General features: G+C 50.7%; 19 protein-coding genes. 15 read left to right on the forward strand and 4 right to left on the reverse strand.

Annotated elements, in window-relative coordinates; genetic code table 11:
* Positions 1–50: 50 nt before the first annotated feature.
* The 5 genes from Q5911_RS09970 to Q5911_RS09990 all read left to right on the forward strand — a co-directional run bounded on the left by Q5911_RS09970 (position 51) and on the right by Q5911_RS09990 (position 3,420).
* Positions 51–965: a TadE/TadG family type IV pilus assembly protein gene (locus tag Q5911_RS09970; protein WP_303182586.1), complete on the forward strand. Its 915-nt coding sequence runs from the start codon at positions 51–53 to the stop codon at positions 963–965.
* The gene (locus tag Q5911_RS09975) at positions 956–1,423 is read left to right on the forward strand and encodes a prepilin peptidase (protein WP_303182587.1); all 468 of its coding nucleotides are present in this window, start codon (positions 956–958) and stop codon (positions 1,421–1,423) included. Before Q5911_RS09970 ends, Q5911_RS09975 begins: the two co-directional genes overlap by 10 nt.
* Before the next feature lie 33 nt (positions 1,424–1,456).
* Positions 1,457–1,888, forward strand: a complete 432-nt coding sequence (locus Q5911_RS09980) for a TadE/TadG family type IV pilus assembly protein (protein WP_303182588.1) — start codon at positions 1,457–1,459, stop codon at positions 1,886–1,888.
* A gap of 21 nt (positions 1,889–1,909) precedes the next feature.
* Positions 1,910–2,725, forward strand: coding sequence for a DUF6382 domain-containing protein (locus tag Q5911_RS09985; RefSeq protein ID WP_303182589.1), 816 nt, complete (start codon positions 1,910–1,912; stop codon positions 2,723–2,725).
* Between the two features lie 89 nt (positions 2,726–2,814).
* Positions 2,815–3,420 (forward strand): rhomboid family intramembrane serine protease, encoded by a 606-nt coding sequence (locus Q5911_RS09990; protein WP_281724540.1) that lies wholly within the window; start codon positions 2,815–2,817, stop codon positions 3,418–3,420.
* Here Q5911_RS09990 and Q5911_RS09995 read toward each other — a convergent pair.
* Positions 3,373–4,098 (reverse strand): sensor histidine kinase, encoded by a 726-nt coding sequence (locus Q5911_RS09995; RefSeq protein WP_303182590.1) that lies wholly within the window; start codon positions 4,096–4,098, stop codon positions 3,373–3,375. The two genes, Q5911_RS09990 and Q5911_RS09995, sit on opposite strands and share 48 nt — an antisense overlap.
* 88 nt (positions 4,099–4,186) lie before the next feature.
* On the opposite strand from Q5911_RS09995, the gene Q5911_RS10000 reads away from it, so the two are divergent.
* Positions 4,187–4,606 carry an HIT family protein gene (locus tag Q5911_RS10000; RefSeq protein WP_303182591.1) on the forward strand — a complete coding sequence of 140 codons (420 nt, stop codon included), beginning with the start codon at positions 4,187–4,189 and terminating at the stop codon, positions 4,604–4,606.
* A gap of 23 nt (positions 4,607–4,629) precedes the next feature.
* The gene (locus Q5911_RS10005) at positions 4,630–5,199 is read left to right on the forward strand and encodes an RNA polymerase sigma factor (RefSeq protein WP_303182592.1); all 570 of its coding nucleotides are present in this window, start codon (positions 4,630–4,632) and stop codon (positions 5,197–5,199) included.
* A gap of 43 nt (positions 5,200–5,242) precedes the next feature.
* Here Q5911_RS10005 and Q5911_RS10010 read toward each other — a convergent pair whose 3' ends face one another.
* Entirely contained in the window at positions 5,243–6,310 is a 1,068-nt protein-coding gene (locus tag Q5911_RS10010; protein WP_303182593.1) for an undecaprenyldiphospho-muramoylpentapeptide beta-N-acetylglucosaminyltransferase, read from the reverse strand.
* A gap of 112 nt (positions 6,311–6,422) precedes the next feature.
* On the opposite strand from Q5911_RS10010, the gene Q5911_RS10015 reads away from it, so the two are divergent.
* A complete protein-coding gene (locus tag Q5911_RS10015) occupies positions 6,423–7,328 on the forward strand; it encodes a DUF4367 domain-containing protein (protein WP_303182594.1) in 906 nt (301 codons plus the stop codon).
* A 74-nt stretch (positions 7,329–7,402) separates the two neighbouring features.
* Positions 7,403–7,885, forward strand: coding sequence for a DUF6147 family protein (locus Q5911_RS10020; protein WP_303182595.1), 483 nt, complete (start codon positions 7,403–7,405; stop codon positions 7,883–7,885).
* Between the two features lie 359 nt (positions 7,886–8,244).
* Here the strand turns inward: Q5911_RS10020 and Q5911_RS10025 are convergent, their stop codons facing one another.
* Together Q5911_RS10025 and Q5911_RS10030 are read right to left on the reverse strand one after the other, a co-directional pair.
* Positions 8,245–8,493, reverse strand: coding sequence for a TIGR03905 family TSCPD domain-containing protein (locus Q5911_RS10025; protein ID WP_281724569.1), 249 nt, complete (start codon positions 8,491–8,493; stop codon positions 8,245–8,247).
* 159 nt (positions 8,494–8,652) lie between these two features.
* Complete coding sequence (locus tag Q5911_RS10030) at positions 8,653–9,363, reverse strand: hypothetical protein (protein ID WP_303182596.1); 711 nt, start codon at positions 9,361–9,363, stop codon at positions 8,653–8,655.
* Between the two features lie 486 nt (positions 9,364–9,849).
* On the opposite strand from Q5911_RS10030, the gene Q5911_RS10035 reads away from it, so the two are divergent.
* The 6 genes from Q5911_RS10035 (at position 9,850) to holB (ending at position 16,061) form a co-directional block, all read left to right on the forward strand.
* Positions 9,850–10,557, forward strand: a complete 708-nt coding sequence (locus tag Q5911_RS10035) for a 5'-methylthioadenosine/adenosylhomocysteine nucleosidase (protein WP_303182597.1) — start codon at positions 9,850–9,852, stop codon at positions 10,555–10,557.
* A gap of 126 nt (positions 10,558–10,683) precedes the next feature.
* Complete coding sequence (locus Q5911_RS10040) at positions 10,684–11,637, forward strand: hypothetical protein (RefSeq protein WP_303182598.1); 954 nt, start codon at positions 10,684–10,686, stop codon at positions 11,635–11,637.
* 87 nt (positions 11,638–11,724) lie between these two features.
* Positions 11,725–13,074 carry a glucose-6-phosphate isomerase gene (locus Q5911_RS10045; protein ID WP_303182599.1) on the forward strand — a complete coding sequence of 450 codons (1,350 nt, stop codon included), beginning with the start codon at positions 11,725–11,727 and terminating at the stop codon, positions 13,072–13,074.
* Positions 13,075–13,092: 18 nt separating this feature from the next.
* Positions 13,093–14,505 carry an aminotransferase class I/II-fold pyridoxal phosphate-dependent enzyme gene (locus Q5911_RS10050; RefSeq protein WP_303182600.1) on the forward strand — a complete coding sequence of 471 codons (1,413 nt, stop codon included), beginning with the start codon at positions 13,093–13,095 and terminating at the stop codon, positions 14,503–14,505.
* On the forward strand, positions 14,498–15,085 hold the full coding sequence (locus tag Q5911_RS10055; protein WP_076780024.1) for a guanylate kinase: 588 nt from the start codon (positions 14,498–14,500) through the stop codon (positions 15,083–15,085). The genes Q5911_RS10050 and Q5911_RS10055 overlap by 8 nt, the downstream gene beginning before the upstream one ends.
* Complete coding sequence (gene holB, locus Q5911_RS10060; RefSeq protein ID WP_303182601.1) at positions 15,072–16,061, forward strand: DNA polymerase III subunit delta'; 990 nt, start codon at positions 15,072–15,074, stop codon at positions 16,059–16,061. The genes Q5911_RS10055 and holB overlap by 14 nt, the downstream gene beginning before the upstream one ends.
* The last annotated feature ends 1 nt before the right edge of the window (position 16,062 follow it).

A 16,062-nucleotide genomic window follows, 5' to 3' on the forward strand; every position in this document is an offset into this window, starting at 1 on the left:
GGGGCGCCCTCCTGATATCACATCCAAATACAGAAGAAAGGAGCTTTGGCATGGTACTCCCGTATAATAAACTCAACATACTCCCATATGTAAATATTTTTTATCGGAAGGTTTTCCGCTTTTTCAGGAGGGCGTCCCTGTGCATTCCCGGTTGCGTTATCCGGCCTGCCGGCCATTTCTCCCACAGCTCTGTCAGCGGTATCGATGCAGGCAGCCGGGAGGAAAAAGGGCAAAGGGGAAGCATTACAGTGGAGGCTGCCTTTGCCATGCCCCTTTTCTTCTTTGCGGTGCTTGCGCTCTGCTATATGTCAGAAGTCATGGCCATACGCACGAGTATCCGCAGCGGCCTGCAGTATGCGGGCAAGATCGCAGCTGAGAATGCCTATGAGAGGCCGGTCCTCCTTGCAGGCAGTATAGAAGAGGATCTTATAAACGCGGTGGGAGCAGAGCGGCTGGACCGAAGCGTTGTGGAGAGCGGAAGCAGCGGCGTGCACTGCGAAAAATCCTATATGTCCATGAACACAGGCATCATGGAGCTTCGGGCCAGCTACCACGTGTACCTGCCGCTGCCGGTCTTTGGGAATGTCGTGGTGCCTATGGAGGAGAGCTGCCGTGTGAAAGGGTGGACAGGGTATGAACGTGCAGGATTTCTTGCGGAGGATGAGGAGACAGTCTATATCACAGAGACCGGGATGGTGTACCACCGGGATTACCACTGCAATTACCTGGAGCTTTCCGCCCGGATGGTTCCGGCAGAGATCGTTGAGGATCTGCGCAACGAAAGCCAGGGAAAATATTATCCCTGTGAGAGATGCGCCCATAAAGGGACAGGAAGCGGCGTGTACATCACAGATTATGGAGACAGATATCACACCAGTCTGAGCTGCAGCGGGCTGAAGAGGACCATCTACGCAGTTCCTCTGTCGGAGGCCGTGGGGAAGGGGGCATGTTCCAAATGTGGATAGATGCAGAAAAAGTCAGGGAAGTCCTGTCAGTGGAAAATCTGATCTGCCTTGCTTTCCTGCTGGGGATCTCAGTCTATGACATGTACTCCCGCAGGATCTCCAGACTGGCCCTTGCACTGGCCAATATACTGGCAGTCAGCTATGCCCTGGCGGTGGATGAGAGGAATCTGGCAGCGACGGCAGCGGGAGCGGCAGCCGGACTGGCTCTGCTGGGCATTTCCAGGATCACAGGGGAGGCTGTCGGCTACGGAGATGGCTGGCTGGTCATGGCCCTTGGGATCTATCTGGGGATCTGGAGTCTTTTGGAGGTCATGGCGGCGGCCTGGGTGCTGCTCGCCTTTGCGGCAGGCTTATGTCTGATCAGAAAAAAATGGTCCCGCAAGACAGCCCTGCCTATGACACCCTTTATCACCGCGGGCTTTCTGAACCTGCTGGCAGGAGAATATTTCTGGTCGTAGGAGAGACGCCGGGAGGGTATATAAAAAGGAGATATGAAAAGCAGATATAAAAGTAAAGAAAAAAGAAAAAGGTTACAGGGATGTAAGGGGAGCCTTACTGTGGAGGCGGCCTGCCTGATGCCTCTTGTGGGACTGCTTCTTGTGAGCACTGTTTTGTTATTATTTTATTTCCATGACAAGAATATAATTGCTTCATGTGCGTATGAGACAGCTGTCATAGGGAGCACAAAGGCGCGGGAAAAGGAGGGGGTGGATGCCTCTCTTCTGAATCAGGCATTCCAGCAGCGGATACAGGGGAAATGTATCTTCTTTCCGGGGGCCCGCGCGGATATACAGGTGGAGGATGAAACAATCACGGTCAGTGCGTATGCGTCCAGAAAGTATTTCAGTCTGCGGGTCGTCCAGAGGGCGGCCGTGACAGAGCCGGAGGATCATATAAGAAGAATACGGAGAATCACAGGATGAAGAAAAAGAGGAAGAGAAAAAATGGACGAAAAAGAATATGGAATAGAGTGTGTCAGCATACGAAGAGGTCTGGATACTACTTTTCTCGTGGCAGAATGCCAGGGAGATTATACAGAAGACTACCAGATGCGTATGCTGGAGGAAAACAATATCGAAGGACTTTTATGCCTGCGGGGACATGGCGAAGAGGGCGCCAGTATATACGAGTATGACATCAGCGGAAAAACCTCACTGAAGACAAAATACAAAGAAAATAAAATAGATATGAAAGAAATGTTAAAGTTTATTGAAAGCCTCTTGGATGTGATAAGAGAGATAAACGCACACCTGTTATGCGCGGATCATCTCCTGATGGACCCGGAGTATATATTCTGGGAGGATGGGACATACTTTTTTTGCTATTATCCCGGAGGACAGTGGAATGTGTGGGAGGCTTTTCACAGGCTGACAGAATCTTTTGTCCAATGGACGGATTTCAGAGATGACGCCAGTGTGCGGACGTCCTTCCTCCTCCACAAGGAGACCATGAAGGAAAATTACAGCTTGCATAAAATTGTAAGACAGATAAAGGAGATGCAGGAGGAGGCAAAGCGGAAATGGGAAAGAGGGACGATCCTGGATGGCAGAGAGGAGCAGAGCGATGAGAGAACAGCAGACAGGGCCAGGGCGGGATACGACACGGCGGAACACGACTGGATCACAAAGCAGGAGGCGGGAAGCAGCATCATGCGGGAGACGGAGAATATGTGGAGACCGGTGCGGGAATTTCTGCGCCGACACAAAAAGCCTGCCTGGAGGGAGTGGGACGGAATTTTCATAGATGAGGAGGAGCTGTGAACTTCAAAATGCTAATTTTTTATGAAAAAACATCCAGGTAATGGGAATATATGGTATAATAATGCAGAAAAAATGAAAGGAAGTCTTGCATGTATCAAAGGAAAGCACTCTGTACCATCGCCCTGATCGTCATCAACGCGGCAGTATTTATTTTTCTGAGTTTCGGGGGGATGACAGAGGATGCATACTATATGCTCCAGAATGGAGCCATGTATCTTCCTCTTTTTCAGGAGGGAGAATACTATCGGCTGTTTACCTCCATTTTTCTGCATTTTGGCTTTTCCCATCTTGTCAACAATATGCTGATGCTGGGCGTAATGGGATGGCAGCTGGAATTGACCATTGGAAAGATTAAATTTCTGCTTATATATTTTGCTGCGGGACTGGGCGGCAATGTGCTGTCCGCTCTGGTGGAGATGAGAACGGGAGACTACGCTGTGAGCGCCGGAGCCTCGGGAGCTATATTCGGGATCATAGGAGCCCTTCTGTATATTGCGGTGCGCAATCACGGACAGATCGGGAATGTGTCGGGGCAGGGCATTATCGTTATGATCGTCCTCACCCTGTACTACGGATTTACAAGCTCAGGAGTGGATAACTTTGCCCACATCGGAGGGCTGCTCACAGGATTTGTACTGGCTGTACTTTTATACAGGAAGAAGGATGCGGAATCGGGTGCCGGTATCTACCGCTGATGTCACAGCGATCTCGCCGCCGTGCGCGCGGACGGTCCGGTCGGCGATGGCAAGTCCAAGCCCCGTGCCTCCCTTTTTATAAGTGACAAAGGGCTCAAAGATATGGGGAAGATGCTCCTCCGGGATGCCGCAGCCGGTGTCTTCTATGGTGACGGTGATCTCTGTGGATGTGCAGGATGCGTCCAGCCTGATAGCGCCGGTCCCTTTGATGGATTCCCGGGCGTTGCGAAGGAGATTCAGAAATACTTCCCGCAGCTTGATGCGGTCCCCCTTAATGACCGGGAGATCCGGGGCCAGACGGGATGTGAATTCGACAGGACTGTCGGCGCAGGAGGCCGCAAAAGACAGAACGATCTGCTCCATAAAAGAGCGGAAAGAAAACTCAGATAAGGAGAGTGTGCGGCTGTGATTCAGAGACGACAGATCTGCAAGGAGCTGCTGCATATATTCTACATCTTCCCGCAGGGATATCCAGTACCGGTCTGAGGCAATCTCCGGGTGACGGGATTCCAGGAGCTGAACCGTGCTGTACACAAGGGTCAGAGGGTTTCGGATTTCGTGGCTGATGGAGGCCACAGTCTCCTCGTGGGAAGCCAGGAGCTTCTCCAGGAGAACGCGGTTTTCCGGTGATTCTGCCATCAGCTGCTGCAATTTGTCGTAATCTGTATTTGTGAACATGGTTTCTTACCGCCTTTCTGGACTTCAAGTTTAGCATCGGCGGTTAAAATATTCAATCATAATTTTAGGAAAGAAAGAGGGAAAAAAGATGAGAGATGACAACTGTATTTTCTGCAAAATAGCAAATGGAGAGATTCCGTCAGCGACGATCTACGAGGATGAGGATTTCCGCGCGATCCTGGATCTGGGACCAGCCTCCAAGGGACATGCGCTGCTTCTTCCCAAGGAGCACTATGAGGATCTTTTTGCGCTGCCGGATGAGACAGCAGAAAAAGTGCTTCCTGTAGCCAAGAAGATCGTCTCCCGCATGAAGGATGTGCTGGGCTGTGACGGCTACAATCTGGTGCAGAACAACGGAGAGTGCGCGGGACAGACAGTCTTCCACTTCCATATGCACATGATCCCGCGCTATAAAGATGACAAAGTGGGGCTTGGCTGGGAGATGGGAGAGCTCAGTGACGCCGACAGAGACGAGATACTGGCGAAGCTGAAAGAAGACTGGCAGTAATCGGAAAAAGAAAAAAATGGAAGATGAAGGAAACTGATGTGGGAATTGAGTTCATAGGCAGACAAGGATTTGATGCCATTTATGAGAAATATAAGGATCTCATTTTCCAGACTGCCTTTCTGTACATAAACGAGTGGTATGCCGCAGAAGACATCATGCAGGAAACTTTTCTGCGGTATTACATCTACATGGAACACACAAGAGTGGAGAACACGAAAAACTGGCTTCTCACCACAGCCAAGAATATTACTTTGAATTACATCAGAGATAACAGTCGTGCTATCTGTCTGGATCTGGGAGAAGATGAGGAAGGCGCATATGGTTTGGGTGAAAGCGGTGAAGAAATTTTCTTTGACAAACTCTGGAGACGGGAAGTGCTCCGGTCTGCTGACACGATTCTTGGTGCGCTCTATCGCAGAAACAGAAGATGGTATGATGCAGTTACACTTGTGTATTGTATGGAAAAGCCACAGAAACAAGTTGCGGAGTGTATGGGAATGAGTCTGGAAAGTCTGCAGAGTATGCTGTACAGGGCCAGAAACTGGATAAAGAAACATTACAGTGAAGAATATGACCACATCCATGAAGCATAAAAACAGGTGTCATTCTGACACCTGTTTTTTAAAGGATATACGTCTACTCATTGACAGCAGACTCGATTAACTCAATAATGGTATCAATCGAATTCTGCTGATGGGAGCTGGACATTGCGTCTGCGTACTGCTTCCTGTTATCGTAGAGAGTGTGGACGCAGGAGAGGAATTTTTCACTTGTGATTTCCTCTTCCTCCAGAACCATACTGAATCCCTGACGCTCAAAGGAGCGGGCGTTCAGGATCTGATCGCCCCGGCTTGCATTTGCAGAGAGAGGGATCAGAAGATTTGGCTTGTGCAGTGCCAGCAGTTCACAGATGGCATTGGCCCCCGCCCGGGAGATGACAATGTCTGTCAGGGCGAACAGGTCTTTCAGCTCGTCTTTAATATATTCATACTGTACATAGCCGTTCTGATTATTTAAAGTGGGGTCAAGCTTGCCCCGGCCGCACAGGTGGATGACCTGAAAATCTTTCAGAAGTTCCGGAAGATTGCTGCGCACGGCATTGTTTACAGCAACAGCGCCGAGACTTCCGCCGATCACGAGGATCACGGGCTTTTCGGAAGTAAAACCAGTAAAGTTCCGCGCTTTTTCGGCATCTCCCTCAAGAAGTTCCTGACGGATAGGGGATCCTGTCAGAACTGCCTTGTCGGCGGGAAGAAGTTCCACTGTCTCCGGGAAATTGCAGCACACCTTCACTGCGGAAGGAATGGAAAGTTTGTTGGCAAGTCCGGGTGTCATATCAGACTCATGGATGATGACAGGCACTTTACACTTTTTTCCTGCCATAACCACTGGAACAGACACAAATCCTCCTTTGGAGAAGATCACATCCGGTTTGAGAAGCTTGATCAGCTTTTGCGCTTCGCCAAAGCCTTTCAGCACCCGGAAGGGATCTGTAAAGTTCTGGACACTGAAATAGCGGCGCAGTTTTCCGGAGGATATCCCGTGATAGGGGATCCCGAACTGCTCGATCAGCTCCTTCTCGATTCCGTTATAGGAGCCGATGTAGTGAATATCATATTGTAACTCCTTGAGCCGGGGAAGCAGTGCGATATTCGGGGTGACGTGGCCCGCGGTACCGCCGCCAGTTAAAATAATACGTTTCATGATATTTGTTTCCTCCGATTTTAGTTTCTATCATAATTGTAAACGTAAGTACGTCGGGGGTCAAGAAAAAGAATAGGTCACAGGTTGAAACAGACAGTCAGAGAGGTAATTGATGAGAGAATATTTTAATGATGAACAGTCCTGCCAGGAGAAAAGAGAGGAAGAGCAGTTTGCGGCTTTCATGGAGGAGCAGATGCAGAAAGAAGCAGAACAGATTGAAGAAGAACTGAAAAAGAATCCTGAGATTGCCAGATTGTCTCCTGGTGACGGCGCAAAGGAGAGACTGTACGAGAGGATAGAGGAGTACGAGCGGCAGCAGGCAGTGCGCAGACTGTCACCGGAAGATCAAGAAGCCCTGCGCCTTGGACGTCAGATCCAGCAGGAGAAGGCCAGAGAGGAGGAGAGCAAGGCCGCGTCCAGGCCTGGCTCCGTCAGGAAACGCTTTTTCAAACGTCTGGCCGGTGTCGCGGCAGTGGTTGTCATTGTGGCAGCTGTGGGGATTACAGGCGTCGGTGGGCCGGATAGGGTGATGGAAGTAGCGCAGCAGTTGTTTGGTGGGAGAGAGGTTACAAGGGTACAATCTGATGATAAAGAGATTTTAGAATATGGTGAGGATGAAGAAGAGATTGCATTTCAAGAAATTAAAGATAAATTAGGAATCGACCCGGTCAGACTTATAAAGAGGCTTCCCTATATGGAGTTTATGGACATGCAACTGGATTCAGATCTTAGAGTGGCCGATGTATTTTATAATAATGAAGGAGAAATTGTTTCATATATTATAGATTGTTCTCAGGAAGATGCGGCGTGGGGAGCGGATATCGAAGATACTTTAATTCAGGAGTATAGCTATCCTTTAAATAGTGTGCAAGTTCTAATCCAAGAATATATGATAGAGGAAACTGGTGATAAAAAGTATTCAGCTCAGTTCGAATATCAGGAAGTTCATTATCAGCTTACAGGGATTATGACGAGGGAACAAATGGAAGAAATTTTAAATAATTTACATTTTTTGTAAAAAAAGCGTCAGTTTTTGGAAAGTTATGTGTCTTAATATATGGAAAGAAAAGCAGAATAAGGAAAAAAGGAGGGATGACCTTGAAGAAAAAACTAATATCTGTATGCTTCGCAGCTATGTTAGTAATGGGCCTTACAATAACGGCAGAATTCCCAACAAATGCAAATGAAAGCAGGCCTATGTTAGACGGCTCCTATCTAACATGCGAAGATGAATCTACAGGTATTGCGGGCAGTTTGACAAGAGGTGTAGACCTGCAGACAGGGTATTCTAAACTTAGAGAATTAGGGCCGGGTAAGATTTATGCCGGGGGAACAACCATTGCCCAGCATGATGTAGAATCCGTTAAAGTGTCTGTCATTGTAGAACGGGCAAAAGATGCGGACGATTATTGGCATTATGTAGATTCCTGGCAGAAGGAGAACAAGAATACCTACACTGTCAGCACAAGCAAGATGCTGGAGGTGGAACCAGACTGGTATTACAGAGTTCGCTGTATCCACTCAGCTGGAAATGACATGAGTAGTTCCTCAACCAACGGCCTCTACATTGATTAGCCCGAAGAAAACTAAAAACAAAAATAATTAAAAAACCAAACCAAGAGAACTTTTTAAACACGATTTTTTAATCGTAAACCCGAATGGGAACCAATCCATCCTGCCGAGCTGCTGTATCTGCTGCTTCGTGGTGCACCCGGAAACAATAAACAAACAAAATTTTTATTTTTTCCTTACATTGAGAAGCCGTCATACAGGCCCGAAAGGGCTAAAGTCGTCGTGAAGCAGCAGATACAGCAGCTTGGCGGGACATAAGAGAACGCACAAGAAAACCAAAAAACTAAACGAAAGAGAGGGCGCTGCCACAGATAAGAATGGCGGCAGTCCTCTCTTTCCAATTTAGCTTTAAGCGTTTTTGATTAGTTCTCCTGTGCTTTTGCCATGCGAAGCGCTTTTGCCAGCTGGTCGGGACAGGATGTGGGTTTGAAGCCGCACTGGATACCTTCGATGCGCGCGATGGCCTCATCTACGTTCATGCCCTCCACAAGACGGGCAACGCCCTGTGTGTTTCCTGCGCATCCGCCTACGAATTGTACGGATTTAATTGTATCGCCGTCCAGTTCCACGTTGATCATCTGTGAACAGACGCCCTGCGGTCTAAACTGTATCATATTAAAAGCCTCCTTGTCTTTCGTTCTCCCTGCACAAGTTGCTGCGCAGAGAAGGTAATGTGTTCATGGAAGGAATTATATCAAAAAGACAGGTCTAAATCAATGTCCACATCAGCAGCCGTGCTATGGGCAGCCGGCAGTGCCTGTCGGGCGATATCAGAGACCATATTTTTGATATAGTTTCTCGCGATAAGAGGGATCAGAAGCAGCTTTTATGATCTGATCTTCCTTTTTCTCGCTGTTTAGAAGAAGGATCAGACGGCTGTAACGCTCAGATGCCTGCTGCTGTCCGATGCGGGTCCACTCCTCGCGGCCCTTCTCCACTGCGTCATCCCATATCATCTGTCCAAGTTTTGTCATGGCAATCGCCTCCTTTATTGTCTCCAGGTCATCGTCTTTCAAAAATTTTACTGCGAAAGCGTAGAGTATTGCTTCCATTTTTTTGATCTCGTCCAGGTCAAAAGAGCCCTCGGCTGATCGCAGGAACTGGATCCCATGTAAGATCCGGTCCTTCTGCTCGGTGCTGCCTCCCATCAGGGGCGAGAGGAGCATAGGGATCACGTCTTCCCGCTTCACAGGAGAGCCGCTGCCTTTGGAGAGCCGGGAAAAGAGCGAGCCTGCATCGTGATCCTTCAGGCGGATCAGGCGGACCCGGTATGTGTTGATCCCCTCGGTGATGCTGTCCCGTATCAACTTGGCTTTGGCCGAGCAGATGACGTAGGTGACTACCGGGCCATTGATCCGCCTGGAGGTGGAAGCCTCGTACTCGCGGAAGCGCCGCAGATCATGGACAGAGACAGAGTCGCTCTCAAATTCAAAGTGATACCAGAGACCATTTTCCATCTCATATAGGAAATCCTGGTACATGTGACGCGTCTCCAGCTCTACCAGTTCTGTGGGAGCAGAGCGGACAGCCCTCTCCGGGATGCCCAGCCAGTGGATCAGCTCATCGCCGAAATAATCGGCGGTACAGGAACTGTTTTCGTATCTTTATTTTAACATAACAGATAGCAGATTGCCTTGATTTTATCATAAATTATGATTGTAACTTTATGTGGAAAAGTATTCGTTGGATATCTGTCCGATGTGGACAGTGATATGCAGATGAATATGGATAGAAAATATCTGCAACTGAAACCATACAGATAGATGATCGTAATGTGACAGGAAAACAGCGCTGTGCGGCTGCTATCTGTATGATCCAGCATATCACGGGAGACGTGGAAAAGCAATGCCCTTCCATCCTCCTGATTGAAAACCTTCCCCTCCCACGCTATAATGAAAAGGCAGAAAAAGAAGACCATCAGAATTATAATATATCATTATAGGATATGGCAGAAAGGAAGAGCAGGTATGATAGGAATTATAGGAGCCATGGAAGAGGAAGTTGCAGCTTTAAAAGAGGAGATGCAGACAGAAGAGGTAAAAGAGATCGCGGGTATGACATTTGTAAAAGGCGTGCTGTGCGGCAGGGACGCTGTGGTAGTGCGAAGCGGCATCGGCAAGGTCAACGCCGCTCTCTGTGCTCAGATACTGGCGTCAGAGTTCGGAGTGGACGCGCTGATCAATACAGGGATCGCGGGATCTCTTGACGCCCGCATCGATATCGGAGATATCGTGATCTCCACGGATGCCCTGTACCATGACATGGACGCCTCCAAGTTCGGAGACCCGGTGGGACAGATCCCCAGGATGGACGTGTTTTCCTTTGAGGCAGATCCCCGCCTGGTGGAGCTGGCAAAAGAAGCCAACCAGGAGGCCAACCCGGACATCCACACATTTACGGGAAGAGTCGTGTCCGGGGACCAGTTTATCGATGATGTGGAAGATAAGGAGAGGATCAAGAGCCATTTTGATCCCCTCTGCACGGAGATGGAGGGGGCGGGCATTGCGCATGCAGCCTACCTGAATGGAATTTCGTATGTCATTATTCGAGCTATTTCTGACAAAGCCGACAACAGTGCTTCCATGGATTATCCTGCCTTTGAAAAGCAGGCGATCATCCACAGCGTAAGGCTTGTGAAGACGCTACTTTCCAAGATGACGGAAAAAGGCATGTAAAGGCGCTGCCAGGACCTGCCAGAAAACGCCGGAAATCCCCTGTTTCCGGGCAAAATGTGTAGAACGGTTTTTCTGGTTTCCCTCCCGGATTTGAGTATAATCAAATCAAAGAAGGAGGGTTAGATCATGTTAGAAGTGGTATTGGACAGACAGATTATGGTTATCCTTATGGGGATAGCCGCAGCTGTGGGGGTGATCAGCAAGATAATTGCCGCTGTCTCCCTGAAAAGGCTGGTCCGGGCGTCCGGCAATATGAATAAGAGCAGCCACCCCCTGATCCGGCTTGTGAAGGCAAAATTTGAACATGCCTGTATGGTCAGTGACCGGGTCCAGAACGTGGAGGTGTTTGTGGAGAAATATCTGTATGAATACCGGGCCGGAGGGCTCCGGCTCCACACGTGGAGAAGGCTGGAGAAGGCGGGTGTATGGCTGTGCTTTCTTTTTGGACTGGCCGGCGCCGTGAGCTGGTATGCTGCCCGCGGCATGGGGGATCAGGTGCTTCAGTATGCCGCGGCGGGAGCGGGAGGCGGGATCCTCATCTTCCTCTTCCAGCTCACAAGTGATGAAAAGTACCAGCTTGGCGCCATCAGGAATTACATGGTGGATTATCTGGAAAATGTCTGCGCCCACCGGTATGAGAAGGCGCAGGCAGACAGGGTGAAAGACGAGTGGCGGGCAATGGCGCCGCCGGATACGAACGCGCAGTATGCCTCTGACCGGGAACAGCGCCCGGAGATCCGGCGCCCCGCAGAGCCGCAGCCCGAAGTGATCCAGCCTGCCCGGGAGATCCAGCCGGAGATCCTTCATCCGGCCGGCGGTCCGGAACTGGGGATACCTGAGAATCGGCCGGATCAGTCCCGGCAGAGCGAAGAGGGGCTGGAGAACGCGGAGGTGAGAGCTGTCCAGGCGGGTGTGGAAGAGATCGCCCAGGCGGAGGCTCTGGAGGCCAGAAAGCGCCAGAGCGGAAAGGACAGGCTTCAGAAAGAGGCGAAAGCGGCGCGGGCAAAGGCCGGGAAAGGCGAGGACGAGGTGTCAAAAGAGGTCCGCATCCGGGAGATACTGGAGGAGTTTTTGGCTTGATTATGAAGAGTAATACTGGTAAAATAAAATTGATATGAGTTTTTTTAACCACAGTATACAAAACGAAGAGAGAAAGAAGGGTTTACCATGAGCAGTAAAGTTACATTCGATTATTCAAAGGCAAAGTCATTTATCAAAGACCATGAAATAGAGTCTATGAAAGAGATTGCGGAAAATGCCAAGAATGTCCTGGTAAGCGGGACAGGAGCCGGCAATGACTATATTGGCTGGGTAAATCTCCCCGCAGATTACGATAAAGAAGAGTTTGCCCGCATCCAGAAAGCGGCTGAGAAGATCCAGAGCGACTCAGATGTCCTGATCGTCATCGGCATCGGCGGTTCCTACCTGGGAGCAAGAGCAGCGATCGAGTTCCTGCGCCACAGCTTTTACAACAATGTGTCCAAAGAGATCCGCAAGACGCCGGAGATCTACTATGCAGGAAACAGCATCAGCAGCACTTACCTGAAAGACCTGATCGACGTGGTGGGAGACAGAGATTTCTCTGTAAATATCATCTCAAAATCCGGCACTACCACAGAGCCGGCTATCGCGTTCCGCGTGTTTAAAGAGATGCTGGAGAAGAAGTACGGCAAAGAGGAAGCGGCAAAGAGGATTTACGCAACTACAGACAAGGCCAGAGGAGCTCTGAAGAACCTTGCCACAGAGGAGGGATATGAGTCCTTTGTTGTGCCTGACGATGTGGGAGGCCGTTTCTCCGTGCTGACAGCTGTAGGACTTCTGCCCATCGCAGTCAGCGGCGCGGACATTGAGAAGCTGATGGAGGGCGCGGCATCCGGAAGAGAGCTGGCGCTGAACAAGCCTTTTGAAGAAAATGATGCCATGCAGTATGCGGCTATCCGCAACATCCTTCACAGAAAAGGAAAATCCGTGGAAGTGCTGGCAAACTACGAGCCAAGCCTCCACTATGTATCTGAGTGGTGGAAACAGCTCTACGGCGAGAGCGAGGGAAAAGACCAGAAAGGTATCTTCCCGGCATCTGTAGATCTGACCACAGACCTCCACTCCATGGGCCAGTTCATCCAGGACGGCAGCCGTCTCATGTACGAGACCGTGCTGAATGTGGAGACATCCAGGGAAGAGATCCTGATCGGCGAGGAGCCGGTGGATCTGGACGGCCTGAACTATCTGGCAGGAAAGAACATGGACTTTGTAAACAAGAGCGCCATGAACGGAACAGTCCTGGCTCACACAGACGGAAATGTGCCGAACCTGATGATCAACATTCCGGAGCAGAACGAGTTTTACCTGGGACAGCTCTTCTACTTCTTTGAGTTCGCCTGCGGCGTCAGCGGCTATGTGTCCGGTGTGAATCCGTTCAACCAGCCGGGCGTTGAGAGCTACAAGAAAAACATGTTTGCTCTCCTCGGAAAACCGGGCTATGAGAAAGAGAGAGAAGAACTTCTCAAGAGATTATAGGATATACGAGGATAGCAGATGACAGAACTTTACGACAGACTGCACCAATACAGCAATTCTGACTATTACGGGTTCCACATGCCGGGGCACAAGAGAAATGCGGAGCGTTTCGGCAGCGGCCTTCCCTACGGGATCGACATCACGGAGATCGAGGAATTTGACGATCTCCACCACCCGGACGGGATACTGAAGAAAGCCCAGGAGGAGGCCTCCCGGGTCTACGGGGCCGGCGAGACAAGATTTCTCGTGAATGGAAGTACGGCGGGGATCCTGAGTGCCATCCTGGGATGCACAAGGAAGGGCGACCAGGTGCTGGTGGGCCGGAACTGTCACAAATCCGTGTATCACGCTATATATATGAACGAGCTGGAGCCGGTGTACCTGTACCCCGGTTTCCGGCCTGATATTCAGTTAAATACGGAAATATCCGTAAGCGCAGTGAAAGCTGCGCTTAATGAACATTCCAGGGTAAAGGCGGTGATCCTTGTGTCCCCCACCTATGACGGCGTTGTCTCGGACATCCGGGGCATTGCCGGGGAGGTGCACAAACGGGGAATACCGCTGATCGTGGATGAAGCCCACGGAGCCCACTTTGGCTTCCATCCCTATTTCCCGGAGAGCGCCCTGAGACAGGGGGCGGACGTGGTGATTCACAGTCTTCACAAGACGCTGCCGGCCCTGACCCAGACAGCCCTTCTCCATGTGGAGGGAGACCTGGCGGACCGGGAGCGGATCTTCCGGTATCTGGACATGCTCCAGTCCAGCAGCCCCTCCTACGTGCTCATGGCCGGCATTGACCGGTGTATCCACCTGCTGGGAGAGAAGCGGGAGGAACTCTTTGCCCCCTACGTGGAAGGGCTGGAGAAGCTCCGGCAAAGGCTGGCACATCTGGAAAAGATTTCACTTGCGGAGACCGAACATTATGACCGGTCCAAGCTGGTCCTGTCTGTGGCCGGAGCGGATATGACAGGAAGAGAGCTCTATCTGCGGCTTCTGGAGACGTACCATCTGCAGCTGGAGATGGCTGCCGGTTCCTACGCTCTTGCCATGACAAGTGTGGGGGACACAGAGGAAGGCTTCCGAAGGCTGGGGGACGCGCTGGAAGAGATCGACAGATCCGCGGGGGAGAGACCTGCGGGAGCAGCTGGGTTCACCGGCGCCCTGCCGAAGAATGAGACTGTCCTGACAAGCGCCAGGATGGAAGAGTTGTCCGGGGAAAAAGAGAGTGTGAGGAAGCTGCCGCTGGAGGAGTGCGCAGGGCATGTGTCCACAGAGTACGCCTATCTCTATCCGCCGGGCATCCCGGTCATTGTCCCCGGGGAGCGCATCAGCCGGGAGAGCGTGGAGATGCTGCTCACAAGCAGGAGCCAGGGATTTTCACTGGAAGGCATGGAAGAAGAAGGAAGCATCAGGGTCTGGAACAATGGGTAAGATATACTATATAATAGGAAAAAGTTCATCAGGAAAAGACACCATTTTCAAGGAGCTTCTGGCCCGCATCCCCCAGCTTAAACGGGTGGTGCCCTACACCACAAGGCCGGTGCGGGAGGGAGAAGAGAACGGGGTGGAGTATTTCTTCACCGATGAGGAGCAGGTGCAAAAGCTGGAGCAGGCAGGCAGGATCATAGAGCTGCGGGCCTACGACACAGCCTGCGGCGTGTGGAAATATTTTACCGCGGACGACGGGCAGATCGATCTCGAGGCGGGAAATTATCTTATGATCGGGACTTTGGAAGCCTATGAAAAAATGATACAATACTATGGTGCGGAGAAGATTATCCCCCTCTATATAGAAGTGGAAGACGGGGAGCGGCTTTCCCGGGCTCTCGCAAGGGAGCGGCAGCAGGCGCAGCCAAAGTACAAAGAGTTGTGCCGCCGTTTTCTGGCGGACGAGGAAGACTTTTCGGAGGAAAAGCTTGGCAGGCTGGGGATAACCCGCCGGTTCTGCAATGAAGACATAGAACACTGTTTAGGAGAAATCACAGAGGTAATATACAATGGGAAGCTTTAAAGACGTAGTAGGACACAAGGACATAATCAATTATATACGAAACGCCGTGACAGAGAATAAAGTGTCACATGCCTATATCCTGAATGGGGAGAGAGGCTCCGGCAAGAAAATGCTGGCGAACCTGTTTGCCACTACGCTCTTGTGCGAGAAGCAGGGGCCGGACCCCTGCAATGCGTGTCACTCCTGCCACCAGGCGGAGAGCGGGAACCATCCGGACATCATCCGGGTAACCCACGAGAAGCCGAACACCATCAGCGTGGACGACATCCGCAGGCAGGTCAACGAGGACATACAGATCAGGCCCTACCAGGGTCCCTATAAAATTTATATTATCGCGGAGGCGGACCTGATGACTGTACAGGCGCAGAACGCCCTCCTTAAGACTATTGAGGAGCCGCCGGCCTACGCGGTGATCTTCCTTCTCACAGAGAATGCGGAGGCGCTGCTCCCGACCATTACCTCCCGGTGCGTGATGCTGAAGCTGCGGAACATCAAGGACACTCTGATCCGCAAATACCTCATGGAGACCATGCACGTGCCGGACTACAAGGCGGACATGTGCACAGCCTTTGCACAGGGAAATATGGGGCGCGCCATTATGCTGGCCAGCTCGGACCATTTCAATGAGATCCGGGAGGAGGCCGTGCAGCTTCTGAAATATATCAATGAGATGGATATCAGTGAGGTCACGAAAGCCATCAAGAAGATAGGCACGTATAAACTGGAGATCAACGACTACCTGGACATCATTATGATATGGTACAGGGATGTGTTACTATATAAAGCGACAAAAGATATGGACAAAGTCGTGTTCAAAGACCAGATCAGCTACATTCAGGAGAGGGCAAAGAAGAGCTCCTACGAGGGCATTGAGCTGATCCTGGAGAGCCTGGAGAAGGCAAAGACACGGCTCAAGGCAAATGTAAACTTTGACCTTGTGATGGAGCTTTTGCTGCTGACGATAAAGGAGAACTGAC

Source organism: Lachnoclostridium phocaeense, assembly GCF_959599685.1.
In the GTDB taxonomy this organism is placed as follows: domain Bacteria; phylum Bacillota; class Clostridia; order Lachnospirales; family Lachnospiraceae; genus Claveliimonas; species Claveliimonas monacensis.

Bases quoted from the DNA above. Each gene is read 5' to 3' on its own strand.
- Q5911_RS09970 (WP_303182586.1), top strand. From the start codon at position 51: ATGGTACTCCCGTATAATAAACTCAACATACTCCCATATGTAAATATT.
- Q5911_RS09975 (WP_303182587.1), top strand. From the start codon at position 956: ATGTGGATAGATGCAGAAAAAGTCAGGGAAGTCCTGTCAGTGGAAAAT.
- Q5911_RS09980 (WP_303182588.1), top strand. From the start codon at position 1,457: ATGAAAAGCAGATATAAAAGTAAAGAAAAAAGAAAAAGGTTACAGGGA.
- Q5911_RS09985 (WP_303182589.1), top strand. From the start codon at position 1,910: ATGGACGAAAAAGAATATGGAATAGAGTGTGTCAGCATACGAAGAGGT.
- Q5911_RS09990 (WP_281724540.1), top strand. From the start codon at position 2,815: ATGTATCAAAGGAAAGCACTCTGTACCATCGCCCTGATCGTCATCAAC.
- Q5911_RS09995 (WP_303182590.1), bottom strand. From the start codon at position 4,098: ATGTTCACAAATACAGATTACGACAAATTGCAGCAGCTGATGGCAGAA.
- Q5911_RS10000 (WP_303182591.1), top strand. From the start codon at position 4,187: ATGAGAGATGACAACTGTATTTTCTGCAAAATAGCAAATGGAGAGATT.
- Q5911_RS10005 (WP_303182592.1), top strand. From the start codon at position 4,630: ATGAAGGAAACTGATGTGGGAATTGAGTTCATAGGCAGACAAGGATTT.
- Q5911_RS10010 (WP_303182593.1), bottom strand. From the start codon at position 6,310: ATGAAACGTATTATTTTAACTGGCGGCGGTACCGCGGGCCACGTCACC.
- Q5911_RS10015 (WP_303182594.1), top strand. From the start codon at position 6,423: ATGAGAGAATATTTTAATGATGAACAGTCCTGCCAGGAGAAAAGAGAG.
- Q5911_RS10020 (WP_303182595.1), top strand. From the start codon at position 7,403: ATGACCTTGAAGAAAAAACTAATATCTGTATGCTTCGCAGCTATGTTA.
- Q5911_RS10030 (WP_303182596.1), bottom strand. From the start codon at position 9,363: ATGTACCAGGATTTCCTATATGAGATGGAAAATGGTCTCTGGTATCAC.
- Q5911_RS10035 (WP_303182597.1), top strand. From the start codon at position 9,850: ATGATAGGAATTATAGGAGCCATGGAAGAGGAAGTTGCAGCTTTAAAA.
- Q5911_RS10040 (WP_303182598.1), top strand. From the start codon at position 10,684: ATGTTAGAAGTGGTATTGGACAGACAGATTATGGTTATCCTTATGGGG.
- Q5911_RS10045 (WP_303182599.1), top strand. From the start codon at position 11,725: ATGAGCAGTAAAGTTACATTCGATTATTCAAAGGCAAAGTCATTTATC.
- Q5911_RS10050 (WP_303182600.1), top strand. From the start codon at position 13,093: ATGACAGAACTTTACGACAGACTGCACCAATACAGCAATTCTGACTAT.
- Q5911_RS10055 (WP_076780024.1), top strand. From the start codon at position 14,498: ATGGGTAAGATATACTATATAATAGGAAAAAGTTCATCAGGAAAAGAC.
- holB (WP_303182601.1), top strand. From the start codon at position 15,072: ATGGGAAGCTTTAAAGACGTAGTAGGACACAAGGACATAATCAATTAT.